The sequence below is a fragment of the Rhodococcus sp. C26F genome (genome assembly GCF_053345925.1).
Genome location: NZ_JBKFBA010000010.1, coordinates 77,580 through 103,055, shown reverse-complemented (window position 1 = coordinate 103,055; position 25,476 = coordinate 77,580). Strand labels below are relative to the sequence as shown.

The window sequence follows — 25,476 nt, the reverse complement described above, 5'->3', positions numbered from 1 at the left end:
CGCTCAACGTACCCGTCCACCGTGGACCGGCCCCCGGCGGATCAGTGCGCCATCGACCGGCCTCGCGGTCAGTGCGCCATCGACCGACCTCCGGCGGTCACTCCCCGAGCAGGGGTTCTCCGAGCTTGCGCAGGAAGGTGTCGGCCATCTTGATCGCGCGGTCGCCGCCGTCGGCATCGGCGACGAAGACCGCGAAGGCCAGGTCGCCGGTGTAGCCGAAGAACCAGCGGTCCTTGCCGCTCGCTGCGGCGATACCCGCGAGGCCGGCGTGTCCGCGGAGGAAGGACGCCGGGCCGTTCTGCACGTTGTCGGTCATCATGCCGCGCAGGGCGTCGATCACCGAGCCGGGCAGCGCCTCGGGGGCGTCGTGGACGACCGTCTCCTGGCCCTGCACGATCGTCGGGACGGCGGCACTGCCCCGTGCGACCGAAGCTGCCAGCACCGCGGCGCCGAGCGGCGTGATCAGGTTCTCGTCGGAGTCCGATCCAGCGAACTGGACCACTCCGGAGCGGTTGTGCCCGATCTGCGAGGTCTCGAACTCGAAGCCCGGCACGTCGTAGTCGACGCCGAGGCCGAGGCGACGGGCGGTCGAGGCGACGTCATCGGATCCCACGTCGTTCGGATCGACGCCGCGCTCGAGGCCGGCCGCGAGCCGGACCGGATCGAGAACGCCGCCGGCCGGGTAGAGACCGTGGGTGATGACGGGACCGAGTTCCATGGCCCAGTTGTTGACGTCGGCGGCGAGGATGCCACCGGTCGAGGGCTGGATGGCGACCACCGCGGCCGGGGTACCTGCGGTGACGACCGCTTCCTTCGCGGCGAGCTGCACCTGGGAGTCGACGGTCGCCTGCAGGTCCGGAGGCGGCGGGCCCTGGAAGCCCGCCACCTGGATCGGGCCCTCCTCGGGATCCTCGAGGGTGACCGCCCAGCCTGCCGTCCGGTCGCGTTCGAGCTGCCAGGCCGAGCGCAGCGAGTCGAGCAGCGGCGTGGAGATCCGCCGATCGGCGCTGATCAGGGTGGGTGTCGTGAGCACCTCGACCCCGGGGATCGACACGATGCCGTCCTCGAGGAACTGGTAGTCCTGGTCGCGGAGCTTGACCGCGGTGATCCGGTTTCCGGGGTTCTCCGCCATCCGCTCCTGCATCAGCTGGGCGGTGATGACGGGCGCGACCGGCTCGAGAACCGCCGCGAGACGAGTGGTGGTGTCGACGGGGTCGGGCATCGCCGCCGGGTCGAGCACCACGGCGTTGATGGTCTGTTCCTCCATGAGGAGGCGGCCCGTGCGGTCGAAGATCTTCGGCGGCGCGGCGTCGGTGCGCACGTGGTGGACGGTGCGTCCGCCGGACAGGTCGGGGACGACGACCTCCGGGTCCCAGGACACACGCCAGCCGACGGCGAGTTTCCGCACCGAACCGGTGACCTGATAGGACCAGTCCTTGCCCTCACCGAAATTCCAGCCGGCGGAGAGCGTGAAGTATCCCGAGTCGTCGTTGAGTTCGACCAGCTGGGTGACGTCGTAGTCGACGGTGCCGTCGGACAGACCGTCGTACATCTGCGAGATCGTTTCCTCCGCCGCGTTCGGGTAGGAGGTCAGGGCCGCCGCTGCGCCCGCATCACGATCGTCGAGGGCGGCAACGAAGTCGTCGACGAGGCGTTGCGCCTCGCTTCGAGAATCCGAGAACACAACCGTCGTCAGAGCGACGACAGCCACGACGAGGCACACGGCCAGCGCGACGATGCGCCCCCACTTCCCCCGCCAATCACGAAATCTCATATGTAACAACCTTCACTTCAGTCACACGAGATACCAGCACGCGTTGTGCACGAACACATCACAATTGCGCCACGCGTCCTACCCCCTCAGCCATCGCCCCGCCGCCTCGACGGCAGGGGCCGAGCCGTCCGCCCCCGACACGAACACCGCAAAGGCAAGATTATCCTGTGATCCGATAAACCAGCCGTGCGCCCCGACGTTGTCACCGTACTCCGCCGTCCCCGTCTTCCCCGCCAGATCGGGAATGTCGCGCAACGTGCCGGCTGTACCCTCGATCACAGTCTCGCGCATCATCTCTCGCAGTGCCGCGAGCACGTTCTCGGGCATCGGTTCGGCCTCCCGATCCGCGGTCGCCGGCTGCCCCTCCACGATCGTCGGAACCGGCGTGCGGCCGTTCGCCGCCGAGGCTGCGACCAGCGCCATCCCGAACGGCGACGCCGTCACCTGCCCCTGTCCGATCGCTGCCTCCACGCGGGCAGCATCGGTGTCGGCGACCGGCACGTCACCCGTGACCGTGACGAGACCGGGCGTGACGTAATCGATGCCGATACCGAAGCGTTCCGCAGTGGCGCGCAGGGCGTCGGGCGGCAGGTCCAGAGCGAGCTGCCCCATCGTCGTATTGCACGAGAACGCGAACGCGGTGTGCAGCGGCACCGGGCCGAGATCGAAGTTCTCGTCGTTGGGGATCGTGCGCGAACCGATCGAGGCAACGCCAGGGCACGGCAGCACGGTGTCGGGTTCGGCGAGCCCGGCATCGAGCGCCGCCGCGGTCGTCACCACCTTGAACGTCGATCCCGGCGGGTAGAGACCGGTCGCGGCGATCGGCCCCTCGGCGTCGGCCGCGTCGTTCTGGGCCATCGTGCGGATCGCGCCCGTCGAGGGTTCGATCCCGACGATCACGGCGGGCGTGTCGAAACCCGCGAGGACCTCCTCGGCCCGTCGCTGCAGGTCGAGGTCGATCGTGGTGGTCAGGTCGGGTGCCTCCGGTCCCGCTTCGCCGGCGACCTGGCTCGTCGTGCCGTCCGCCGCGACCCGCCGGATCACCCAGCCGGCCGAGGCGTCCTGCCCCTCCTGCCAGAGTTCGGCGAGACCGGACCACACGGGCGAGGCGAGATCGCGCTCGGTGGTGAGCAGACGGGTCTGCGGCACGAGCGTCACGCCGGGCAGCGCGGCAAGGCGATCCTCGATCGGCGCGAGGTCCTCCTCACGCAACGTGATCACACCCGCAGTACCGCCGGCGGCCGCCGCGACCTGCTCGGCGAGGCTCTCCGCCGTGATGGTCGGGACGACCGTGGCCAGCACGGGAGCGACCGCGGCGGGAGCGGCGGTGGCATCGAGGTTCACGACGGTGACGACCTGCTCCCCCATGAGCGGCTGCCCGGCCCGGTCGAAGATCGTCGGCGGGGCGCCGACGATGGTCAGGTACTCCAGCGACGCGCCGCCCGCCAGTTCCGGCGACAGCACCGTGGGATCCCAGCGGACCCGCCACGCGTCGGCCTCCGGGTCCTCCGTCGCGCTGCCGGTGGTGCGGTACGACCAGTCGCGGCCCTCCCCGAAGGTCCACGTCACGTCGAGGTCGAAGGTGTCGCCGTCGCCCGTCCCCGCGACACTCACGGTGGGATCGTCGTGGCCGAGCCCGGCGAAGAGGGCGTCGATCGCGGACTCCGCTGCCACCGGATCGGTGGTCAACGCCGCCGCGCCGGAGACGTCGCCGGCGTCGAGAGCGGCAGCGAACTCCTCCGCGATCGTCTCGGGCTGATCGGGGCCGGTCGCACACGCCGACAGCGACAGCACCGTGGCTGCCGCGACACCCATACCAATCAGTCGGATCCGCACGGTCCCGATCATGCCTGCACTTTCGAGCCCGTGCCTGTTACCGCAGGTAGGAGTCGGGGTGAAATATTCGGTTGCATCCCGGACGGTGCGGTATCACCATGATGTTCGCATCCCGTACCCGTCGATCGGAGAAGTCCGTTGCTCCTGTGAGAGGTCCCGTCCCCGCGCACTCGCGCAACCGACCCTCACCCTTCGGGAGCCATCATGTCTTCATCCGGTATCACGCTGTCCGCACTCTCCTACGTCCATCCGGACGGCACCGTCGCCGTGCAGGATCTCGATGCCGTCGTCCCGGCCGGGCGGATCGGCCTGGTGGGCCGCAACGGAAGTGGGAAGACCACCCTGCTCCGGCTCATCGCGGGTGAACTCCGCCCGACCTCCGGTTCGTCGACGGTGCGCGGACGGGTCGCCTACCTCCCTCAGGACGTGACCCTCGATCCGACGGTGCCGGTCGATTCCGTCCTCGGCATCGGAGAGATCCGGAAATCGCTGCGCCGCATCGAATCCGGATCGTTCGACGATCGGGACTTCGAGGTCGTCGCCGACCGCTGGGACATCGAGGACCGCGCCCTCGCGCTCATGCACCGCGTCGGCCTCGACCGGATCCTGCACGACGCCGGGGATTTCGATCGCACCGTCGGGCAGCTCTCCGGCGGGGAGACCGTGCTGCTCGCCTTCACCGCACGCCTGCTCGACGAGCCCGACGTGCTGCTGCTCGACGAGCCGACGAACAATCTCGACGCCGACGGTCGTGCGCGCCTGCAGGATGCGCTCGACCGATTCCCCGGCACGGTGCTCGTCGCCGGGCACGACCGGGAACTGCTCGACCGCACGGACTCGATCGCCGAACTGCGCAACGGCGCGTTGCGCCTGTTCGGCGGCGGATTCGGCGAGTACGAACGGATCGTCGCGGAGGAACAGGAGGCGGCGCGGGCAGCGGTGCGGGACGCCCGCAACGACGTGCGACGCCAGGCACGCGAACTGGCGGCGGCGCACGTCACGATCGCCCGACGGCAACGCTACGGGCAGAAGATGTACGAGCAGAAGCGCGAACCCAAGATCGTCATGGGAGCGCGCAAACGGCAGGCGCAGGAATCCGCCGGGCGTTTCCGCCGCGAGCACGAGGAGGATCTGACCACGGCACGGGAGAACCTGGACCGCGCGAAGGACGCGGTGCGCGACGATCCGGAGATCCGCATCGACCTGCCCGGGACCGCGGTTCCGCCCGGCCGGCGGGTGGCGGACGCCCCGCTCGAGATCGTCGGGCCGGAACGGATCGCGCTGCGCGGGCCCAACGGGTCGGGGAAGACGACCCTGCTGCATCGCATCGTCGAAGCGGAACCCCATGTTCCCTTCGCGTTGCTCCCGCAGCGCCTCGACATCTTCGACGACGATCGTTCGATCGTGGAGAACGCCGAGGATCGGGCGCCGCACCTGACTCCGCAGCAGGTGCGGGCACGTCTGGCCCGCTTCCTGTTCCGCGGCCGTCACGCCGAGGTCGCCGTGGGAGCACTGTCGGGCGGGGAACGACTGCGGGCCGCGCTCGCGATCGTGCTCGCGGCCGATCCCGCTCCGCAGTTGCTGCTGTTGGACGAGCCCACCAACAACCTCGACCTGGCCGGTCTCGCGCACCTGATCCAGGCCCTGCGTGCCTACAACGGTGCGCTCGTGGTGGTCTCGCACGACGAACGATTCCTCGAGGAGGTGATGGTGGATCGGTCGGTCGAACTCGAAAGATGAGCCGTTCGGAGATGTTCGGAGATACTGCTGGGATGAGCCACGCGACGAATCCCGCCGACGGCACCCGGATCCGGTTCACCACGGCAGGCCCCGAGGGGGCACCGGTCGTGCTGCTGGTCCACGGCAGTGCCCTGTCGTCGGCGGTGTGGCGGGCCTTCGGGTACGTGAAGGCGCTCGGCGGGGATTTCCGCCTGGTCATGCCCGATCTGCGTGGACACGGCCGTAGCGACACCCCGCACGACGAGGACGCGTATGCGATGGACGCGATCGTCGGGGATCTGCTCGCCGTCCTGGACGCGGTGGGAGCCGACCGGGTGCACTACGTCGGCTATTCGTTCGGCGCCCGTGCGGGACTCGCGCTCGCCGTCGCCGCTCCGGAGCGGCTGGCGAGCCTGACCCTGCTCGGCGGGAGCGCACGCCCCCAGCAGGGGTCGATGGACGCGATGTTCTTCCCCGGCACCGTCGACGTGCTCGAGCGCGAGGGCATGGACGGTTTCGTCCGTGCCTGGGAGAAGAGGCGTCGCACGCCGGTCGATCCCGCGACGCGGTCGGCCTTCCTGAAGAACGACGCGCAGGCTCTCGCCGCCTATTTCTGCCGGTCGGATCGGGAACCGGGAATCGGCGACGAGACCCTCGCCGGCATCGACGTGCCCGTGCTCGCCGTCGTCGGATCGGACGACCGCCTACGTGTGGAGGACACCCGCGCGTTGTCGCGCACCGTCCCCGGTGCGCGACTCGCGATCCTGCGCGGGGTGGACCATGCCGAGACGGTCTCGGCCGCACTGCCTGCGGTCGAGACCTTTCTCTCGGCACGCGCCGGTCGGAAACCGACCGACACGCTCTGATGCTCAGGCCGGGACGACGACCTGTTCCCGCGGTGTCATCGCCGGCACCGGCCGGGACTGCTGCGCCCTCCGGTGCGGTGCGACCACGGCCTTCTCCTGCGCAGCACGGGCCACCGCCTGCTGCCGGCCGGCTCCGGATGCCTCCGCGAGCAGCGCCGACACCGACCGCTTCATGACCTCGACGGCCTCGGGCACCGGCAAGCGCAGTACGTCCCGCAGCGACACCCAGGTGGGCCAGGTCGTCGACACACCCAGCAGGTTCTCGATGTGGGTGCGGACGGTGCCGTCGACGCCCTCGAACTGGTCGGAGAACAACGCCCTGATCTCGTATCGCGCCCGGTCGAGATAACGCACGCGGTTGCGCTGCAACTCGCGCGAGAACGGCGCGCGGATCTCGGACGACCGCGCGAACGGCGCGATGTATTCGAGCATCTCCGCCCGCTGCCTGCAGTAGGCGTCGATCCGGTCGTCGAGCGGCAGCGACGGATCGATCGGCTCGTAGGCGTCGTCCTGGCGCCGCATCAGTTCGGCGCCGGTGGCGGCGAACAACGTCTCGAGGTCGCCGAAGTGTCCCCACAACGATCGCAGGGACACCCCGGCCCGCGAGGCGATCTGCGCCCCTGTGGGTTTGAGCTCTCCCGCCCTGATGAGCGCGATATGAGCCTCTATGACGGCCTGCCGGGTGCGCTCTGCGCGAGCGCTCCTGCCGTCCGTCGTGACCGACGGCTTTTCGCCGTCCCTTCGTTCCGCGTACATCGCTCCCCCGATTTCCGCTCGGATTCCCCTCCGGACCGGTCACTCCCCTCGTCGGTGACCGGCATAACTTTTCTCATGGCGAACAATAGTCGACACAGCGGGGGAATTGTCATCCCCCCCTCTGGAAATTGTCCCTTTTGCGAATTTAGAGCGGCTGTATGCAGGGCTTACTGTGCGAGCAATCCCTTCGCGATATGTGTTACTTGAATTTCGTTACTACCGGCGTAGATCATCAACGATTTCGCATCCCGGGCGAGTTGTTCGACGCGATATTCGGCCATGTATCCGTTTCCTCCGAACAGCTGCACGGCCTCCATCGCCACCTCGGTCGCCGCCCGCGACGAGTACAGCTTCATCGCCGACGCCTCCGACAGGCTCACCGGTTTCCCCGCCTGCGCGCGCTCGATCGCACTGAAGACCATGTTGCGGACGTTCACCCGCGCGATCTCCATCTCGGCGAGCTTGAGCTGGATCAACTGAAACTCGGCGATCTCCTTGCCCCACAGCTTCCGGGACTTCGCGTACTCGGTGCACAGCTTCAGGCACTGCTCGATGATGCCCAGGGACAGATAGGCGATGCCGATCCGTTCGGTGGCGAAGGATTCGCGCGCACTGTCCTTGCCGTCGCTGCGACCGCCGTCCTCGGTCTCCCCGAGCAGCCGGTCGCGGGTCAGGCGCACGTTGTCGAAGAACAACTCGCCCGTCGGCGAGGAGTTCATGCCCATCTTCTTGAACGGTGGGCTCTGGGTGAGCCCCTCCATGCCCTTGTCCAGCACGAATGCGAGCACCTTGCGGTCGCGGCGATCCACCGAAGGATCCCCCTCGTCGAGCTTCGCGTACACGATGATCACGTCGGCGTACGGGCCGTTGGTGATGAAGGTCTTCTGCCCGTTGAGGATGTAGTCCTCCCCGTCGCGGCGCACCGTCGTCTTCATCCCGCCGAACGCATCGGAACCCGAATCGGGTTCGGTGATCGCCCACGCACCGACTTTCTCGAAGGTCACCAGCTCGGGCAGCCACCGCTTCTTCTGCGCGAGGGTGCCGCGGCTGCGGATCGTGCCCGCCGTCAGGCCCAGGCTGACGCCCAGCGAGGCGATGAGCCCGAGACTCACCCCGGCGATCTCGATGTTGAGCAACGCCGCCATCCCCGGCGACCCGCCGGTACCCCCGGACGATCCCGAAGGCTTCTCTCCGCGTTCCTCTTTCGCGAGGGCACGTTCGAGCGACTCGCGGGCCATCTCGTCGATGCCGAAAGTCGCGTACAACTTCCGGATGATGTCGTACGGCGGCAATTCTCCCGACTCGAGACTGTCGACGTGCGGACGGATTTCCTTCTCGATGAATCCGCGAAGTGCGTCGCGGAACATGAGGTCTGTGTCGGACCACTCGTACATGCACCGAACATAGAACAGGTGTCGATTCCGTCCCGCTGTTTCGTCCCACTGGGCAACCGAAAACGCTCCACGTACAGCGTGCCGGTACTAGCCTTCGCCGCAGAGCACTCCGTCGGCGAGAGGGACATCGGAGATGGTCGATTCGAGTGGGTTTGCCGGCACGGACGTCCTCGCCCTGCACATGGGCGACGGCCTGATCGCCGACCGCGCGTCCGCGTGGTTCTTCGTCATCGCCGTGATCGGGGTCAGCATCGCCGCCTGGTACGCACGCAGCGACCTGAACAAGAGGTCGGTGCCCACGGCGGCGGCGGTCTGCGCCCTGTTGTTCGCCCTGCAGGTGGTCGACGTTCCGGTGCTGCCGGACGTGAGCGGCCACGTCGTGGGCGGCGCGCTCGCGGCGATCCTGCTCGGCCCGTTCGTGGGTGCGGTCGCATTGACGATCGTCCTCGTGGTGCAGGCCTTCGTCTTCGCCGACGGCGGCCTGTCGGCGCTGGGCGCCAACGTCACGAACATGGTGCTCGTCGCCATCGCCGCCGGTTTCCTCACCGCGACGGCACTGCGCGCCCTGTGCGAACACCACGGTGTGCGGCGGTTCGTCATGCTCGGCCTGGTCTCGTTCGTCGGTGGGTTCGTCTCGGTCCTCGCGGCCGTGACGGGTTTCGTCGTCGAGTACGCCCTCGGCGGTACCTATGCGGTGCCGGTGTCGAACATCGGATTCCTCTACGCGACGCACATTCCCGTCGGGCTGGTCGAGGGTGTGGTGACGGCCGCCGTCGTGCTCGCCGTCGCGCGGGTCTCGCCGGAGTCCGTCCATCTCACGCGACTGCCGGTCAATCCTCTCGACGCGACCACGTCTCCGCCCCCGCCTCCGCGTCCGCGCGCTCGCGGGACGCTGTTCATCGGCCTGGCATTCACCTCGCTCGTGGTCGCGGGGATCGTCGCGCCGCTCGCCGTCGACACCTCCGGTGCTCTCGAGGTGGCCACCACGCGGGGCTGTGAGATCGACTCGCTCGCCGAGGATCTCACGGGCGACTGCATGGCGCGGGACGTCGAGGAACACCGGCTCGCCGACAGCGCACTGGCCGACTACACGATCGACGACCGCCCCGGTTCGACGGGCGTGGCCGCGGTGCTGGGCACGCTCGGCACCTTCGTCCTGGCCAGCGTGTGTTTCCGCGCTCTCGTGCCGCGGCCGGCGAACACCACCGCCGAGCAACGCACCCAGCAGCGGAGCAGCTCGGCGGGCTGAGTCCGCAGGCCGCCGCGGTGGTGCGATCAGACGGACAGGTGGGCCTCGATGGTCGCCGCGGCCATGTCGCGACCGAACCGGATGGGCTCGACCGAGTGCTCGAACTTGCTGCCCGACAGGGCACCGTCGTAGATCAGCTGCACGCGCCGTGCCACGGCCTCGGGCCCGGACACCCCGGCAAGATCGAGCAGTTCGACGAGCGTCGAGTTCAGCCATTCCCGGTGCGCGAGTACCGGTTCGAGTGGTTCCTGCGGGAACTCAGTCGCAGCGTTGGCGTACTGGCATCCCCGGAAGTTCTTCTTCGGCGCCGACTGCATCGCGAGATCGAAGAAGGTGAGGATCTTCGTGATCGGATCGTCGAGCGGTTCGACAGCGGCGTGCCACCGCTGCCGGTCGCGCTGGTCGAGGTCGTCCAGATAGGCGAGCACCAGTGCGTCTTTCGACCCGTACGACGAGTAGAGGCTCGCGCGGGCGACGCCGGCCTCGGCGAGGATGCGGTCGATGCCCACCGCACGGATGCCGTGCTCGGCGAAGAGCGCGCTCGCGGTGTCGAGCAGGCGTGTGGCGGGTGAGGGCTTGGACGGTGATCCCTCGGCTTTCCCCTTCGGACCGGCCGCGCCCTTCGGAGTGCCGGTCGATTCACTCTCGACGAACGTACGCACGTGCCCAGCGTAACGGACAGGGCGCGATAGACAGACCGTTCTATTCACAGTACGGTGGAGCACGTGACACACAGCCTTCTGACTCGCCGCCTGCACGTGGATCTCGTGCGGGTGTCGACTGCTGCGTGTTGTCGCTCCTCTCTCTGACCGGCCTCGTCTGCGTGCGCCGCATGCCGTAGTCGCCCCGTCCGAAGACGAAACGGCGCCCCGTCGTGCCCGGACCGGTCACAGTTCCAACCCGCTTTCCCGGAAGGTGACCCCATGTCGCTGTATCTCTACGAACTCGTCCCCACCGAAGGCCAGGCCGAGGCTGCCATCAAGGCCTTCGACGATGCTGTCGTCGCTGCCGGCGGCGAACTGATCGAATCGCAGGTCACCACCGGTGGCACGCGTGTCTTCGCGATCGCCGAGTTCGACGCGTGCCGCCCCGCGCAGCTCGAGTCGGCCTCCCTCGATGTCGCCGAGATCGTCGGCCCGAACGAGGTCCGTCTCGTCGGCGCCGAGCTCGACCAGATCAAGGCCACCCGCCCCGAGGCCGGTTACCTCGTCGAGTGGGACATCCCCGACACGATCGACATGGAGACCTACCTCGCGCGCAAGAAGGCGAACTCGCCGAAGTACGCCGACGTCCCCGAGGTGAGCTTCCTGCGCACCTACGTCCGCGAGGACATGGACAAGTGCCTGTGCTTCTACAACGCCCCCGACGAGGCCGCCGTCGTGCGTGCCCGCGAGGTCGTCAGCACGCCCATCGACCGTCTCCACTCCCTCGAAGGATGATCATCCGATGACCGCGGCCATTGACGGGACGAGCGAGCAACAGCGCGCGGCGATCGCAGAATTCGTACGCGATCGCGCCGCTGCTCTCGATCGCGGAGAAACCGACATCCGCACCGACATCGCCCGCACCGGCGAGCTCGGCCTGCTCCGCAAGGGGCTGGACGGGGAGTGTCTCTCCGAGATGGTCGCGGTCATCGACGAGGTCGCCGGCGAATCGCTCGCCGTCGGCTTCTCGCTGTGGGCGCAGCGCATGGCGCTCGAATACATCGACCGCGCACCGCAGTTCCTGCGCGATCGCTACCGGGACGACCTCGCGTCCGGCCGCACGATCGGCGTCACCGCCATGGCCGCGGCCCTCAAGCATCTCGCCGGTCTCGGCGAACTGCCCCTCGTCGCCGAACGGACCGACGACGGCATCACCGTCACCGGCCCGATCCACTGGGCGTCCAACGTCTTTCCCGACTCGGTGATCGTCTTTCCGGCCCGCACCGCCGACGGCGATCGTCTCGTCGCCGTCGTCCGCGCCGATGCCGAGGGCATCACCATCGCGGATTCACCCGAACTGCTCGCGCTGGGTGCCACGTCGTCGACCTCGCTGAAGTTCGACGGTGTGCGGATCCCGCAGTCGCACATCCTCACCGAGGATCTCGCGAACTTCTGCGGTTCGATCCGACCCACCTTCATGATGTTGCAGACCTCGTTCTGCGTCGGCATCGCACGCGCATCGCTCACCGAGGCGGCCGGCCGCCTGCACGGACTCGGCGAGCAGTTCACCGGTGAGTACGAAGAACTTTCGGCGCGCTACGAGTCGCTGCGCGAACGGCTGTACCGCTTCGCCACCGATCCCACCTCGATCGCTCCCGCGGAGTTCATCCGTCTGCGTCTCGACGGTTCGGTCGTGGCGGTCGCCGCGACCCGCCTCGAGGCGACGCTGCGCGGTGGTGCCGGATACGCGACGGCCAGCGCCACCAACCGCCGGTTCCGTGAGGCGGCCTTCCTGCCCATTCAATCGCCGTCGGAAGGACAGCTTCGGTGGGAACTGTCGCAGTACGAATAACGAACGGATACAAGAGTTTCGCCGGTCGCCGTAGCCCGGTCCTCCAAGGGGTGGACCTGGATATCGCGACCGGCGAGTTCCTGGTCGTGCTCGGCAGCAGCGGTAGCGGCAAGTCGACGCTGCTGCGGATCGTCGCGGGTCTCGATCACCTCGATCGCGGTTCCGTCGACTGGCCCGACACCGAGGGCGACAACCGTCCGCACACCGGAATGGTCTTCCAGCAGCCCTTCCTGATGCCGTGGCTCACCGTGCGCGAGAACATCGCCTTCGGGGGACGTTTCGCCGCGCATCGCGAGCGGTTCGACACCGCCTACGCCGATTCGCTCCTCGAGCGTTTCGGCCTCTCCGCGCTCGCCGGCTACTACCCCGACCAACTGTCCGGTGGTCAGGCCCAGCGCATCGCCGTCATCCGCGCCGTCGCGGTGCGTCCGCGACTGCTGCTGCTCGACGAACCGTTCAGCGCCCTCGACCCGGCCACCCGTTCCGATCTGCGGTCGTGGCTCGGCGAACTCGCGCGCGATCTCGGTTTCACCACGGTCCTCGTCACCCACGACATCGACGAGGCGCTCGAACTCGCCGACCGCATCGCACTGTTCGGGAGTTCGGGCGTGGTGCAGCAGGAATGGACGCTCGGCGGCATGTCGGCGCTCGACCGCGACGCTCTCCGTCCGGCCATCCTGGCGCACTACCGCGATTCGTCGCTGTCCGCGACATGACCGATTCGGGCCTGTTCAGCCGTCGCACCCTTGTGCGCGGTGCGCTCGGCCTCGCGGCTGCCGGTGGTATCGCCGGCACGATCGACCTCGCGCGCACAGCGACCACCGACCGCGCCAATCGCACGGGGCAGTTGCGCATCGGCTACCTGCCGATCACCGATGCCGCGCCGCTGCTCGTCGCGCACGGGTCGAGCCTGTATCCCACCGGCGTCGTCGATTCCGCGAAGCCGGTGCTCTTCCGAAGCTGGGCGTCGCTGGCGGAGGCCTTCATCAGCCGACGCGTCGACGTCGTGCACCTGCTCATGCCCATGGCCGTCCAGTTGCGGTACAGCCTCGGCAGCTCCGTGCGGATCCTCGGCTGGAACCACACCAACGGCTCGGCACTGACGGTCGCCCCGCACATCACCGACCTGAGCGATCTCGCCGGGCAGACGGTGGCGATCCCGTTCTGGTGGTCGATCCACAACATCGCCCTGCAGCAGCTGTTGCGGGCGCACGGGCTGACACCGGTCGTGCGGGAGGCGCCGTCGAAGTCCGCCCGCACCGTGGGTCTCGTCGTGATGGGTCCGTCCGACATGATCCCGGCCCTGGCGAACGGCTCGATCGCCGCGTTCACCGTCGCCGATCCGTTCAACGCCGCCGCGGAGGTTCGCGGGGTGGGGCGGATCCACCGCTTCCTCGGTGATGTGTGGCGCGACCACGCGTGCTGCGCCCTGCTCGTGCACGAGGACCTGATCGAACGCGACCCCGTCGCCGTACAGTCCCTCACCGACTCGGTGGTCTCCGCCCAGTTGCAGATCGGCGCCGACCGTCAGGCGGCGGCCGCGATGCTGTCCGCCGGATACCTGCCGCAGCCGTTGCCCGCGATCACGAAGGCGCTGACCTATCCCGATCGCGAGGCCGGCACGGTGCACCCGCAGTGGCAACCGCAGCGCATCGGCTACCAGCCGTTCCCTTTCCCGACCTTCACCTCGGCGCTGATCGAGGCGATGCACGACACCGTCGTCGACGGCGACACGCGGTTCCTCTCGCGCCTCGACCCTGCGACCGTGCACGACGACCTCGTCGACGACCGGTTCGTCCGCACGTCCCTCACCCGCGTCGACGGCACCGATGCCTTCGGCCTTCCCGCCGATCTCACCCGCACAGAGGAGGTCGATCCTTCGTGAGCGCCCCGACCAGCACGGCGCCGGAGACGGCCCGCACCGCCCGGCAGTTGCCTCTCGTCCCCCAGGCCGTCGCCATCGTCATCGCCGTGGCTTTGTGGTGGCTCGTGACGACGGTGCTCGTCGCGCCGGATTCGCTCGTGCGGGACTTCGCCCCGCAGTACGTCTTCCCGGCGATCGTCGACCTGTTCGCACGTGGTGTCCTGCTGCCCGACACCCTCGCAAGCCTGTGGCGGTTGCTGGTGGGTCTGCTGATCGCCGCGACGCTCGGCATCCCGCTCGGGTTGTTGATCGGACTCAATCCGCTGGTCGAGCGCGCGACGATGCCCATCATGCAGTTCCTGCGGATGATCTCGCCGCTGTCCTGGGCACCGATCGCCGTGGCGCTGTTCGGCATCGGGCACCAGCCTGTCTTCTTCCTCATCGCCGCCGCCGCGATCTGGCCGATCGTCATCAACACGGCTGCCGGTGTGCACGGCATCGACCAGGGCTATCTGATGGTGGCCCGCTCGTTCGGCGCGACACGACTCGAACTGCTCACCACCGTCGTCCTGCCGGCCATCCGCGCGCAGGTGCAGACCGGTCTGCGGGTCGGTCTCGGTATCGCGTGGGTCGTGCTCGTGCCCGCCGAGATGCTCGGTGTGCGATCGGGTCTCGGCTACCAGATCCTCAACGCCCGCGACCAGCTCGCCTACGACCAGGTCATGGCCGTGATCGTCGTGATCGGTTTCCTCGGGTTCTGGCTCGACTGGGCGGCGCGGCACCTGCTGCGCGAACGTCGTAAGCCGGTGAGCGTCGAGGAAGCCGACCGCCCGCTCTGACCTGCGATCAGGATTCGATCGGGGTCAGCACGAAGACGGGGAGCACCCGGTCGGTGCGCTTCGCGTACAGCGCGTAGTTCGGCCACGTCTGCAGCAGCACCTGCCACAGCCGCTCGCGCTCGTCGCCCTCCGCGATCCGCACCGACACCGCGTACTCGTGCCCGTCGTACAGCACTTCGGCCCGATCGGTCGCGCGCAGGTTGACGGCCCAGGACGGCGTCTTCGGATGCCCCCAGTTCGAGCCCACCACGAGCCATCCCCCCTCGTGCGGCACACACAGCAGCGGCGTGGACCGCGGCTCACCGGACTTACGGCCCTTCACGGTGAGCACGAGCGACGGCAGCCCCGCGATCGCGAGCAGGGTGATCTTGCCCCGCGTGAGGCGTTGGATGGCCTTGTCCACCGAGATGATCGGCCGTGAATACCGCGGTAACCACGGCAACGCTCCGATACGGACGGCAACCGGTCGGAGCGGATTCATGCGGCTATCTCCCCCAGGCTGCCAGCAGCGTTCGGGCTGCAGCGACGACGGCCAGCGGCTGATCGATCATCGGATGATGACCCGAGGCCGGAAGGTCGATCAGTAACGCTTCGGAGCCCAGATTATCGACGATCCGCCCGTAGAGCGCGTCATCGATGATGCCGCGTTCGCAGCGGAAGTAGGCGACGGCGCATCCCGGGTTCATCACCTCGAGGCTACGGCGCCCCTCGCGGCCCATGCGGAGATTGTCGAATTTCCACGACCATCCCCCGTCGACCTGCTTCAGCGCCCCGCGGGCAATGTGCTCGAGCACGTAGGGTTCGGCGTCGTCCTGCGGCGGCACGAGACGGAACCGCGCGACGGCGTCCTCCACCGCGGCGTACACCCTCGGCGGCCTCGCGCTCGCGACGGCCTTCGCACGCATCTCGAGTTCCTCGGGCGTCATGTCGCGGATCGGCGAGTCGATGATCACCACGCCCGTGAGCCTGTCGCCGTGCAGGTGCGAGGCCGCGAACGACACGATCCCGCCCATACTGTGGCCGATGAGGACCGGCGGACCGCTGATACCGCCGGCCCGGGCCGCGGCGAGGACTTCCTCGGCCCACGCTTCCAGGGTGTAGTGCTCGCGATGGTCGCTGTCGCCATGACCGCTCAGGTCGAGCGCGACGACGCGACGTCCGGCGGCGAGCTGCGGGCCGATGTGGTCCCACCACCCCGAATGCGCCATACCGCCGTGGACCAGCACGACGCCCGGCAGACCGGATTCGCCCCACGCCCGGTAGGCGATGGTCGCACCGGCTGCCTCGACCTTTCCGGTCTCGACGGGTGCGGCCAGGGCGTCGACGAACCACCGTGGAGCAGATCCGTTATTGCTCATCATCCGAACTTATGTCAGATGTGACGAGCGCCAACATCCGGGCCATCAGTTCGATCCGTCGCACGTCGAATTCCGGCTGCGGATGCACCGTTGACGCCAGTGCTTCGCCGTCGAACATGTGCACGAGCGACAGCAGCAGGGTGTCGAAGACGTCGGACGGGAACCGGGCCGCGACCGGCAGGGACCTGCCGAAATCGACGATCTGGGCGTGGTAGCGCTCGGCCATCGGCGCGAGATGCTCCCGCAATGCCGGGTCGGTGCGCGCCGCGCCGAGCAGTTCGTACCATGCGGCGTTCATCGGGGCCCGGCAGGCGGTGCGCAGCAGTTCGAGGCACACCCGCAGCGACTCGGAGATGTCCGCGTGCTCGTCACCGAGCGCCGCAAGGCCGGCCTCGAAGTTGGCGAACTGGCGTTCGCGGACGGCGTCGGCCGCCGCGATCATCAGGTCGAGTCGCGTCGGGAAGTGCCGGAACACTCCACCCGACGACACCCCCGAGCGCCGGCACACCTCACCGATCGTGGTCGCGGTGTAGCCGAGTTCGGAGAGGGAGGTGATGGTCGCGTCGAGGATGCGACCGATCGTCTCCTCCCTGCGCTCCTGCTGGGTGCGGCGAACTGCGGGTGCACTCACGCGACGGGCTCACCCGCCGGGGTGCGGATCGGCGCAGGTCCGCGCTCCTCCACTCCGGCGCGAAGGAACCGGCCGGTGCCGACGGTGTGTCCGTAGCCGGGCACGAACTCGCCGTCGCGGTAGACCACCCGGCCGGCGACCGCCGTCGCCGTCACCGCGCGATCGTTGCGGTTGACCATGCGGCGGATTCCGCCGAACTCCTCGAGCGGAGCCTCGTGGTAGGCGTCGACATCGGCGTTCAGCCCGGCAGGATCGACGACGACGAAGTCGGCGCGGTCGCCCACCCGCAGGTGGCCGGCGTCGATTCCGTAGAAGTCACCGAGTTCGCCGGTGAGCTTGTGGACGGCCTCGGGCAGCGTGAGGAACGGCTTACCCGCCTTCTCGGCGTCGTGGACGCGGCGGAGCAGGCAGATCGCGAAGTTGTAGAAGGCCATGTTCCGCAGGTGGGCGCCGGCGTCCGAGAATCCCACGGTGACGCCGGGGGTGCGGATGAGCCGGTCGGCGACCTTGCTGCGGTCGTTGGCGATCACGGTGTGCCACCGAAACTTCCGGCCGTGCTCGACGACGAGGTCGAGGAAGGTGTCGACCGGGTGCAGTTTCCTCTCGCGCGCGACGTCGCCGATCGACCGGCCGATGAGCGAGGCGTCGGGGCATTCGACGATCCGGGTGTCGTCGAAGTCGCGGTGCCACACGCGGGGTGAGAACTTCTTCTCGAAGTCCTGCCGGAACCAGCGACGGTAGGCCTCGTCGCGCAGCAGGTCGTTGCGGACGAGTTCGTCCTGCAGATGCAGTGCGGCACGGCCCGATCCGAATTCCTCGAAGACGACGAGGTCGATGCCGTCGGAGTACACCTCGAAGGTCGTGGGCAGGTGCTGCCAACGGAAGGTGCCCTTGCCGATCCGGTTGGCAGCGAACGCGATCGGACCGAAGATGCGGTTGACCCACCGCTCGGCCTTCGTGTCGGCCGCGGCGAGCACCGACGCCTTCATCGGCTTGCGTCCGATGCCCGTGCTGGCGAGGGCGAAGAACGCGACGTCGTACTTGGTGTTGAGATTCGGCACGGCCTGCAGGGTGCGGCCGCGTCGGCGCAGGATCTTGTGCAGGCGGCGGAATTCCGACCACGACGCGTGCGTCGAGGGCAGGGTGCGCGAACGGTAGCGGTCGCCGTCCATCTTGTCCCACGGGTTCGTCATCGTCGACACTCCGAGGAAGCCGGCGTCCAGGGCGTCCTCGACGCGCGCGTCGATGTCGGCGAGTTCGGCGCGGGTCGGGCGGTTCGCCGACTCCGTGGAGCGTCCGAGTCCCATCACCGACGCGCGGACGTCCGAATGTCCCACGAAGGCCGTCACGTTCGGGCCGAGGGGCAACTTGTTCAGCGCCTCGATGTATTCGCGGGGCGTGCTCCACGTCTTGGACTTCTCGAGGGCCGAGAGGACGTGCTCGCGCGGGAGTGCCTCGACGCGGCTGAAGAGGTCGGCGGCGTCGACCGGCGGCACGAACACCGTCGAGATCGAGCAGTTGCCCATGAGCACGGTCGTGACGCCGTGCCGCACCGACTCGGACAGACCCGGACCCACGAGCACTTCGGCGTCGTAGTGGGTGTGGGTGTCGACGAAGCCGGGCATCACCCAGCGGCCGTGCGCGTCGACGACCTCGGTGTCCGGGCCGGCGGGAAGGCTGTCGGAGGTCGCGGTGACGACGACCCCGTCGCGGATGCCGAGGTTGCGGACGACGCCGGGCGCGCCCGTCCCGTCGAACCAGAGACCACCTCGGACGATGACGTCGAAATCCCCATGATTGTGATCCACACCACTCATGGCGCGAGGGTAACACGGAAAAGAGGTCACACACTCTCTAAATTCCCGGTCCCGACGGTCTACGGTTCGGCCATGGATCTCGACACCACTCCGGCACTGCTCGTCGACCGCGACATCCTCGATCGCAACATCGCGCGGATGGCGCAGTCCGCTGCCTCGCGAGGCCTGTCGCTGCGACCCCACGCGAAGACGCACAAGTGCTCCGAGATCGGACGGCGTCAGCTCGATGCGGGAGCCCGGGGCCTGACGGTCGCGACCGTCGCCGAGGCCGAAGTCTTCGCCGGCAGTGGCGTCGACAACGAGGGCTTCGACGACCTGTTCGTCGCGTATCCGCTGTGGGTCGACGCCGCCCGCGGCGCTCGGTTGCGCGCGCTGGCCGACCGGGCACGCCTCACGGTCGGGATCGATTCGGCGACCGGAGCCCGGCAACTCGTCGAGCACGCCGGCACCGCGATCGGTGTGCTCGTCGAGATCGACAGCGGGCACCACCGTACCGGTGTGCTGCCCGAGCAGGCCGGAACCGTGGCGTCGGCGGCGCGCGAGGCAGGCCTCGACGTGCGTGGTGTCTTCACCTTCCCCGGCCACTCGTACGCACCCGACGCGCCGGGCAGCGCCGCCCGGGAGGAAGCCGACGCGCTGGCCACGGCAGCGGCGTCGCTACGAGCAGCCGGGATCGAACCGGCGGTGATCAGTGGCGGCTCCTCCCCCACAGCGCTGCTCGAAGTGCCCACGATCGCAACCGAACTGCGACCAGGGGTGTACGTCTTCGGCGACGCCCAGCAACTCGAACTCGGCGCGGTGAGCGAATCCGACATCGCACTGACCGCCCTGGCGACCGTCGTCTCCGCTCGCGACGAGGTGATCGTGCTCGATGCCGGTTCCAAGGTGCTCGGCGCCGATCGAGCCGCGTGGGCCACGGGGTACGGACGCATCCTCGGGGAACCGGACGCGCGCATCACCGCACTGTCGGAGCATCACGCGACCGTGCAGTGGCCGGAGGCGTCGACCCGCCCACGGCTCGGCGACAGGGTGCGGGTGATTCCCAACCACGTGTGCAACGCCGTGAACCTCGCGGACGAACTGACCGTGATCTCGAACGGTGAAGTGGTGGACACCTGGCGGGTGGTCGCGCGAGGATGTACGACGTGATGCGCAGACACCTGGCCTGCCTGACCGCGGCGGTGGTACTGCCGCTGAGTGCGTGCGCGTCCGAATCGACCGCGCCGGACACCGAGACCACCACAGGGACGATCACCGCAGGGACGGCGACCACCGAGACCGTCACGGACGCAACCGCCTCCGCGGTGTCCGGAGCCGGTGGGGCGGACAGGGTGGACGGGGTGCCCCGCGTGATCGGGACCGTGGCGTCCGGACTCGACACGCCGTGGGGCATCGCCTTCCTGCCCACCGGTTCCGCGCTGGTCACCGAACGCAACAGCGGCCGGATCGTCGAGATCACCGACGGCGAGGTCCGCGAGGTGGGTCGCGTCGGCGAGACCCTCGCGCAGGGCGAATCGGGATTGCTGGGGATCGCGGTGTCGCCGACCTTCGAGACCGACCGCTTCGTCTATCTCTACGTGACGACCGGCAGCGACAACCGGGTACTTCGAGCCGTTTTCGACGACACCACGCTTGCCGAACCGGAGGTGATCCTCGACGGCATCCCGGCCGCCCGGATCCACGACGGCGGGCGGATGATCTTCGGTCCCGACGGGATGCTGTACGTCGCGACCGGCGAGGCAGGCCGACGCGAACTGGCACAGGACCCGAATTCGCTCGGCGGCAAGATCCTTCGCATCACGGGCGACGGCGAACCCGCGCCCGGCAATCCCGATCCGGCATCGCCGGTGTACTCGCTCGGCCACCGCAACGTACAAGGACTCGCGTTCGACGATCGAGGACGGTTGTGGGCGTCGGAATTCGGGCAGAACGACGTCGACGAGTTGAATTTCGTGACGGCCGGAGCGAACTACGGCTGGCCCGTGGTCGAAGGAGCCGGGGGCTCCGACGAATTCGTCGATCCGGTCCTCACCTGGCCGGTCTCGCAGGCGTCACCGTCGGGGCTGGCGTGGTTCGACGGCAGCCTGTGGATGGCAGGCCTGCGCGGAGAACGCCTCTGGCGCATCGATATCCCGAATACTGATGTGCAGGACACCGCAGTCACCGCGACCGACTTCTTCGTCGGCGAGTACGGAAGGTTGCGGACCGTCGTCGCCGCGCCGGACGGCTCGTTGTGGCTGACGACGTCCAATCGGGACGGTCGCGGCAGCCCGGCCGGCGACGACGACCGCATCCTCCGGATCGAGATCTCCTGACGATCAGGGGACGAGAACGACCACCGTCTCGGCGACCAGCGCCGGGCGCTCTCCACCCTCGATCTCGATGGTGTATCCGACGACGAGGTTCGCGCCCTTGGCGGTGCGCTCGAGCGACTTGAACTCGGCGCCGGCACGGATCCGCGAGCCGACGGGGACCGGCGCGGGGTAACGAACCTTGTTGCTGCCGTAGTTGACCTTCATCTTCAGGCCCTCGAGGGAGAAGATCTGGGTGCCGAGGACCGGCAGCAGCGACAGGGTCAGGTAACCGTGGGCGATGGTCTTGCCGTACGGGCCGTCCTTCGCGCGCTCGGGGTCGACGTGGATCCACTGGTGATCACCGGTGGCCTCGGCGAACAGGTCGATGCGCTTCTGGTCGATCTCGAGCCAGTCGCTGTAGCCGAGGTGCTCGCCGACGGCCTTCTCGACCTCGTCGATTCCGTTGAAAACCCGCATTGTTGCTCCTGTCGATGTGCGGCGAAGGTCAGAGACCGGCTCGCCTGAGGGTGACGCGATAGGTGTAGTGCTCGGGCAGAAAGTAACTCACCGACAACTCGGTGGGCACCCCGTCGTCGTTCGAGTACAACCGGTCGACGCGCAGCAAGGGATGCCCCACTTCGCAGTTCAGCTCGGTCGCCACCTGGTCGGTGGCAAGCGCGACCGTGATGGACTGTGCGGCTTCGACGATCGGGCTGTCGAGATGCGGTTCGAGCAGCCCGATCATCGTGTTCCGGCTGGACGCACCCGCTTGGAGCTCCGGCGAGTCGAGTACGTGCGCGGCGACGGGTTCGGGCAGGTGAACCGTGGTGAGTACGAAGGGGATTCCGTCGTGCAGGCGCTTGAACACCGCCGTGTACAGCACGTCGGTGTCGAGACGCAGCCGGCTCGCGGCGTCGATGTCGACTCCGCGTCGCAGCGGCGAGACGATCTGCATGACCGTGTCGGCCGACAACGCGAGCAGATCCTCGATCGAGCCGAGCTGGCGCCGGTAGCGCCGGCCCGACTCGTTCGCGAAGGTGCCGCGGCCGGGAACGCGGTAGACGATGCCGTCGGCCACGAGATCCTGGAAGGCGCGACGCACCGTCTGCCGGCTCACGCCGTGTTCCTCGGCGAGTTCGGCCTCGGTGGGCAGCCGCGTGCCGTCGCTGTACCGTCCCGCCTCGACGGCCTCCCGGAGCTGGCGCGCGAGTTGCGCGTAGGCCGGTTCCGTTTCCCGCACCTTGTAGTCCATGACGGACCGATCCTAGCGGCCGGTCGTCACAGTCCGCCGCGTGCTACGAGCTGGCCGGCGATGACGTTGCGCTGGATCTCGTTGGTGCCCTCACCGACGATCATCAGCGGCGCGTCGCGGAAGTAGCGCTCGACGTCGTACTCGGTGGAGTAACCGTAGCCGCCGTGGATACGCACCGCGTTGAGCGCGATCTCCATCGCGATCTCCGAGCAGTACAGCTTGGCCATGCCGGCCTCCATGTCGCAGCGCTCGCCGCTGTCGTACTTCTCCGCCGCGTAGCGCGCCAGCTGCCGCGCGGCGGTGAGCTTGGTGGCCATCTCCGCCAGGTAGTTGCCGATGGACTGGTGCTTCCAGATCGGCTGGCCGAAGCTCTCGCGCTGCTGCGCGTAGGCGAGGGAATCCTCGAGTGCGGCGGTCGCGACACCGAGGGCGCGGGAGGCGACCTGCAGGCGGCCGGTCTCGAGGCCCTTCATCATGTGGGCGAAGCCCTTGCCGGGCTCGCCGCCGAGGATCGCGTCGGCGGAGATGCGGTAGTTGTCGAAGCTCAGCTCGCACGACTCGACGCCCTTGTAACCCAGTTTGGGCAGGTCGCGCGAGACGGTCAGGCCCGGGCCGTGCTCGACGAGCACGACGGAGATGCCCTTGTGGCGCGGCTGCGCTGTGGGGTCGGTCTTGCACAGCAGGGCGATCAGCCCCGAGCGACGCGCGTTGGTGATCCACGTCTTGGCACCGTTGATGACCAGCTCGTCGCCGTCACGCTTGGCGGTCGTGGTCATCGCCTGCAGGTCGGAGCCGCCGCCGGGCTCGGTCAGCGCCATCGTCGCGCGGATCTCACCGGTGGCGAGCTTGGGCAGATACTTGCTCTTCTGCTCCTCGGTGCCGAACAGGGTCAGCAGCTTGGCGACGACGGTGTGCCCGCCCATCGCACCCGAGAGCGACATCCATCCGCGGGCGAGTTCCTCGGTGACCTGGACGTAGCAGGGCATCGACACCGGCGATCCGCCGTACTCCTCGGGCACGGCGAGCCCGTAGATGCCGATCTGCTTCATCTGCTCGATCCACTTCTCGGGGTACTCGTTGGCGTGCTCGACCTCCTGCACCGACGGCTTGACCTCCCGATCGATGAAGTCGCGGACGGTCTTGACCAGAAAAGTCTCTTCGTCGTTCAGGTAGGTCACGGGGCATCCTTCGTTGGGGACGGGCCACACGGACCCGAGAAACTTTGTACGGCCATTTTGTGGACCGAGTTCGGACGTTGTCAACGTAAAGACCGTCATTCGACGTCGTGATTGCAGAGTTTTCGACGATACGAACGACTGCACCTTCCTATGAGCACACCTCTCCGTGGGGTGGCATACCGCCAACAATGGCCGTACATTTAGCGCCGTCATTGCCGACCGAACTCCCCGAGGTCCCCGTGTCTTCCGAGCAACACCTCCGCCGGCGCGCCGTTCTCGTCGCCCCCGGCTCCGACGAACGCAAAGCCGGTAAGGCCCTCGCCTCCGCCGCCGACGAGGTCGTCCTCGACCTCGAGGACGCCGTCACCGCCGCCCAGAAGGACGCCGCCCGCGAACTCGTGGCTCCCCTGGTCCGCGAACACGGCGCCGCACGCACCGTCTCCGTGCGCATCAACGGACGCGGCACCCCCTGGTTCGAGGACGACCTGCGCACGTGCGCCGCACTCGGCGACGCCCTCGCCTCGATCGTGATCCCCAAGGTCGAGAGCGCCGACGACCCCGTCGAGGCCGACCGCATCCTCGGCGATTCGACCGTCCCGGTGCAGGCCCTCATCGAGACCCCCGCCGGCGTGCAGCGCATCGACGAGATCGTCGCCGGGCCCCGGGTTGCCGGCGTGATCATCGGCTACGCCGACCTCGGCGCCTCCCTGGGCCGCGCCCGCACCGCCGCGCCCGAGCACTGGCTCTACGTGCAGGACCGCGTGCTGCACGCCGCCCGCGCCGCGGGTGTCCAGGCGATCGACGGCCCGTTCCTCGGCATCGCCGACGACGACGCCTTCCGTCACTCGGTGCAGTGGGTGTCCGATCTCGGATTCGACGGAAAGTGGGTCATCCACCCTGCGCAGATCACCTCTGCGGCAGCGGCCTTCACCCCCACCGACGATCAGGTCGACGCCGCCCGCAAGGTTCTCGCCGCGCTCGAGGAAGCCGAGAACCGCGGCGCCGGAGCCGCCCAGCTCGACGGGCAGATGCTCGACGAGGCCGTCGCCGTCGCCGCCCGCCGCACCCTGTCGAAGATCGGAGCCTGAAAGCCATGACCACCTCGTACGTCGGCGGACCCTATTTCGACGAACTGACCGTCGGTCAGGTCTTCGACGCCGCCCCCGCCGTGACGCTCACCGACGGCCTCGCCGCCGCGCACCAGAGCATTCTCGGTGACCGCCTGCGCCTTCCGCTCGACAAGCACCTCTCGGCCGCCGTCGCGGGTGGGCCGGTCGCGCACGCCGGTTTCGTCACCGACATCGCGATCGGGCAGTCCACGCTCGTCACGCACCACGTCAAGGCCAACCTCTTCTACCGAGGCCTGCGTTTCCGCCGCTTTCCGCACATCGGCGACACTCTCTACACCACTACCGAAGTCGTGGGGCTGAAGGAGAATTCGGCCAAACCCGGACGCAGGCCCACCGGACTCGCGGCGCTGCGCATGAACACCGTCGACCAGGACGGCAACACCGTCCTCGACTTCTACCGCTGCGCGATGCTGCCGCTGAGCGAGAACCCCGACCCCGACCGCGTCGTGCACTCCGACGACCTCTCGGCCATCGGACCGCAGGACGAACCGCAGTGGTCCGCGCCCGCCGACTGGGATCTGGATGTCTACCGGTCGAAGGTGCCGGGCGAGCACTTCGACAAGTCCCTCGCCGGTGCCGTGCTGCAGTCCAGCGGCGACGTCGTCTCGAGCGCACCGGAACTCGCGCGCCTGAGCCTCAACATCGCGGCGACGCACCACGACGAGCGGGTCGGCGCGTCGGGTCGTCTCGTGTACGGCGGCCACACCATCGGCCTGGCCTTCTCGCAGGCGACGCGCGCGCTGCCGAATCTCGTGACGGTGCTGGGTTGGAAGTCGTGCGACCACACCGGTCCGGTGCAGGAGGGCGACACCCTCACCAGCGACCTGCACGTCGAATCCGCCGAGCCCCTCGCCGAGGGCGGTGGCGTGCTGAACCTGCGGTCGGTCGTCTACGCGCACCGTGGCGATGCCGCGAATGACAACCGTGGCGATGCCGAGCCGGCGCCCGTGCTGGATTGGCGGTTCACCGCACTCATGGCCTGACAGCCCCTGCCGAAACCGACGTTGTGCGCGAAATCCTTTG

25 protein-coding genes are annotated in these 25,476 nt (G+C 68.5%); 13 read left to right on the top strand and 12 right to left on the bottom strand.

Going from position 1 to position 25,476, the window contains the following annotated elements:
* Positions 1-97 precede the first annotated feature (97 nt).
* Both ACLBYD_RS13855 and ACLBYD_RS13850 read right to left on the bottom strand, forming a co-directional pair.
* Positions 98-1,774, bottom strand: a complete 1,677-nt coding sequence (locus ACLBYD_RS13855) for an NTF2-like N-terminal transpeptidase domain-containing protein (RefSeq protein WP_447816895.1) — start codon at positions 1,772-1,774, stop codon at positions 98-100.
* 78 nt (positions 1,775-1,852) lie between these two features.
* Positions 1,853-3,622, bottom strand: coding sequence for a penicillin-binding transpeptidase domain-containing protein (locus ACLBYD_RS13850; protein ID WP_447816894.1), 1,770 nt, complete (start codon positions 3,620-3,622; stop codon positions 1,853-1,855).
* Positions 3,623-3,814: 192 nt separating this feature from the next.
* Between ACLBYD_RS13850 and ACLBYD_RS13845 the strand changes: the two genes are divergently transcribed.
* Together ACLBYD_RS13845 and ACLBYD_RS13840 are read left to right on the top strand one after the other, a co-directional pair.
* Entirely contained in the window at positions 3,815-5,350 is a 1,536-nt protein-coding gene (locus ACLBYD_RS13845) for an ABC-F family ATP-binding cassette domain-containing protein (protein ID WP_447816893.1), read from the top strand.
* Between the two features lie 32 nt (positions 5,351-5,382).
* On the top strand, positions 5,383-6,195 hold the full coding sequence (locus tag ACLBYD_RS13840) for an alpha/beta fold hydrolase (protein WP_447816892.1): 813 nt from the start codon (positions 5,383-5,385) through the stop codon (positions 6,193-6,195).
* A gap of 3 nt (positions 6,196-6,198) precedes the next feature.
* On the opposite strand, the gene ACLBYD_RS13835 is transcribed toward ACLBYD_RS13840, so the two are convergent.
* Together ACLBYD_RS13835 and ACLBYD_RS13830 are read right to left on the bottom strand one after the other, a co-directional pair.
* On the bottom strand, positions 6,199-6,951 hold the full coding sequence (locus ACLBYD_RS13835) for a TetR/AcrR family transcriptional regulator (protein WP_447816891.1): 753 nt from the start codon (positions 6,949-6,951) through the stop codon (positions 6,199-6,201).
* Positions 6,952-7,118: 167 nt separating this feature from the next.
* A complete protein-coding gene (locus ACLBYD_RS13830; protein ID WP_447816890.1) occupies positions 7,119-8,345 on the bottom strand; it encodes an acyl-CoA dehydrogenase family protein in 1,227 nt (408 codons plus the stop codon).
* A 133-nt stretch (positions 8,346-8,478) separates the two neighbouring features.
* Between ACLBYD_RS13830 and ACLBYD_RS13825 the strand changes: the two genes are divergently transcribed.
* Positions 8,479-9,594 carry an energy-coupling factor ABC transporter permease gene (locus ACLBYD_RS13825; RefSeq protein ID WP_447816889.1) on the top strand — a complete coding sequence of 372 codons (1,116 nt, stop codon included), beginning with the start codon at positions 8,479-8,481 and terminating at the stop codon, positions 9,592-9,594.
* A 26-nt stretch (positions 9,595-9,620) separates the two neighbouring features.
* On the opposite strand, the gene ACLBYD_RS13820 is transcribed toward ACLBYD_RS13825, so the two are convergent.
* Entirely contained in the window at positions 9,621-10,151 is a 531-nt protein-coding gene (locus ACLBYD_RS13820) for a TetR/AcrR family transcriptional regulator (RefSeq protein ID WP_447816929.1), read from the bottom strand.
* A gap of 159 nt (positions 10,152-10,310) precedes the next feature.
* On the opposite strand from ACLBYD_RS13820, the gene ACLBYD_RS13815 reads away from it, so the two are divergent.
* The 6 genes from ACLBYD_RS13815 (at position 10,311) to ACLBYD_RS13790 (ending at position 14,793) form a co-directional block, all read left to right on the top strand.
* On the top strand, positions 10,311-10,403 hold the full coding sequence (locus ACLBYD_RS13815) for a putative leader peptide (RefSeq protein ID WP_363890111.1): 93 nt from the start codon (positions 10,311-10,313) through the stop codon (positions 10,401-10,403).
* Positions 10,404-10,517: 114 nt separating this feature from the next.
* Positions 10,518-11,033: a DUF4242 domain-containing protein gene (locus ACLBYD_RS13810; RefSeq protein WP_016694511.1), complete on the top strand. Its 516-nt coding sequence runs from the start codon at positions 10,518-10,520 to the stop codon at positions 11,031-11,033.
* Between the two features lie 7 nt (positions 11,034-11,040).
* Entirely contained in the window at positions 11,041-12,090 is a 1,050-nt protein-coding gene (locus ACLBYD_RS13805; protein ID WP_447816888.1) for an acyl-CoA dehydrogenase family protein, read from the top strand.
* Positions 12,066-12,806 (top strand): ABC transporter ATP-binding protein, encoded by a 741-nt coding sequence (locus ACLBYD_RS13800; RefSeq protein ID WP_172414956.1) that lies wholly within the window; start codon positions 12,066-12,068, stop codon positions 12,804-12,806. Before ACLBYD_RS13805 ends, ACLBYD_RS13800 begins: the two co-directional genes overlap by 25 nt.
* The gene (locus ACLBYD_RS13795; RefSeq protein WP_447816887.1) at positions 12,803-13,975 is read left to right on the top strand and encodes an ABC transporter substrate-binding protein; all 1,173 of its coding nucleotides are present in this window, start codon (positions 12,803-12,805) and stop codon (positions 13,973-13,975) included. The genes ACLBYD_RS13800 and ACLBYD_RS13795 overlap by 4 nt, the downstream gene beginning before the upstream one ends.
* 47 nt (positions 13,976-14,022) lie before the next feature.
* Positions 14,023-14,793, top strand: a complete 771-nt coding sequence (locus ACLBYD_RS13790) for an ABC transporter permease (protein ID WP_269072686.1) — start codon at positions 14,023-14,025, stop codon at positions 14,791-14,793.
* A 7-nt stretch (positions 14,794-14,800) separates the two neighbouring features.
* On the opposite strand, the gene ACLBYD_RS13785 is transcribed toward ACLBYD_RS13790, so the two are convergent.
* The 4 genes from ACLBYD_RS13785 to ACLBYD_RS13770 are packed head-to-tail and all read right to left on the bottom strand — an operon-like array spanning position 14,801 to position 18,599.
* Positions 14,801-15,274, bottom strand: coding sequence for a nitroreductase family deazaflavin-dependent oxidoreductase (locus tag ACLBYD_RS13785; RefSeq protein WP_447816886.1), 474 nt, complete (start codon positions 15,272-15,274; stop codon positions 14,801-14,803).
* A 4-nt stretch (positions 15,275-15,278) separates the two neighbouring features.
* Positions 15,279-16,151, bottom strand: a complete 873-nt coding sequence (locus ACLBYD_RS13780) for an alpha/beta fold hydrolase (RefSeq protein WP_447816885.1) — start codon at positions 16,149-16,151, stop codon at positions 15,279-15,281.
* A complete protein-coding gene (locus ACLBYD_RS13775) occupies positions 16,141-16,782 on the bottom strand; it encodes a TetR/AcrR family transcriptional regulator (RefSeq protein WP_447816884.1) in 642 nt (213 codons plus the stop codon). Before ACLBYD_RS13775 ends, ACLBYD_RS13780 begins: the two co-directional genes overlap by 11 nt.
* Positions 16,779-18,599, bottom strand: coding sequence for an N-acyl-D-amino-acid deacylase family protein (locus tag ACLBYD_RS13770; RefSeq protein ID WP_447816883.1), 1,821 nt, complete (start codon positions 18,597-18,599; stop codon positions 16,779-16,781). Before ACLBYD_RS13770 ends, ACLBYD_RS13775 begins: the two co-directional genes overlap by 4 nt.
* 72 nt (positions 18,600-18,671) lie before the next feature.
* Between ACLBYD_RS13770 and ACLBYD_RS13765 the strand changes: the two genes are divergently transcribed.
* Both ACLBYD_RS13765 and ACLBYD_RS13760 read left to right on the top strand, forming a co-directional pair.
* Positions 18,672-19,748, top strand: coding sequence for an alanine racemase (locus ACLBYD_RS13765; RefSeq protein ID WP_447816882.1), 1,077 nt, complete (start codon positions 18,672-18,674; stop codon positions 19,746-19,748).
* Positions 19,748-20,914: a PQQ-dependent sugar dehydrogenase gene (locus tag ACLBYD_RS13760; protein ID WP_447816928.1), complete on the top strand. Its 1,167-nt coding sequence runs from the start codon at positions 19,748-19,750 to the stop codon at positions 20,912-20,914. Before ACLBYD_RS13765 ends, ACLBYD_RS13760 begins: the two co-directional genes overlap by 1 nt.
* 3 nt (positions 20,915-20,917) lie before the next feature.
* Here ACLBYD_RS13760 and ACLBYD_RS13755 read toward each other — a convergent pair whose 3' ends face one another.
* The 3 genes from ACLBYD_RS13755 to ACLBYD_RS13745 are packed head-to-tail and all read right to left on the bottom strand — an operon-like array spanning position 20,918 to position 23,323.
* Positions 20,918-21,370, bottom strand: a complete 453-nt coding sequence (locus ACLBYD_RS13755) for a MaoC family dehydratase (RefSeq protein WP_447816881.1) — start codon at positions 21,368-21,370, stop codon at positions 20,918-20,920.
* 28 nt (positions 21,371-21,398) lie between these two features.
* Positions 21,399-22,145: a GntR family transcriptional regulator gene (locus ACLBYD_RS13750; RefSeq protein ID WP_271039190.1), complete on the bottom strand. Its 747-nt coding sequence runs from the start codon at positions 22,143-22,145 to the stop codon at positions 21,399-21,401.
* A 26-nt stretch (positions 22,146-22,171) separates the two neighbouring features.
* The gene (locus tag ACLBYD_RS13745) at positions 22,172-23,323 is read right to left on the bottom strand and encodes an acyl-CoA dehydrogenase family protein (RefSeq protein WP_447816880.1); all 1,152 of its coding nucleotides are present in this window, start codon (positions 23,321-23,323) and stop codon (positions 22,172-22,174) included.
* A 212-nt stretch (positions 23,324-23,535) separates the two neighbouring features.
* On the opposite strand from ACLBYD_RS13745, the gene ACLBYD_RS13740 reads away from it, so the two are divergent.
* Positions 23,536-24,411 (top strand): HpcH/HpaI aldolase/citrate lyase family protein, encoded by an 876-nt coding sequence (locus ACLBYD_RS13740; RefSeq protein WP_447816927.1) that lies wholly within the window; start codon positions 23,536-23,538, stop codon positions 24,409-24,411.
* Positions 24,412-24,416: 5 nt separating this feature from the next.
* Entirely contained in the window at positions 24,417-25,436 is a 1,020-nt protein-coding gene (locus ACLBYD_RS13735; RefSeq protein WP_447816879.1) for a MaoC family dehydratase, read from the top strand.
* Positions 25,437-25,476 lie beyond the last annotated feature (40 nt).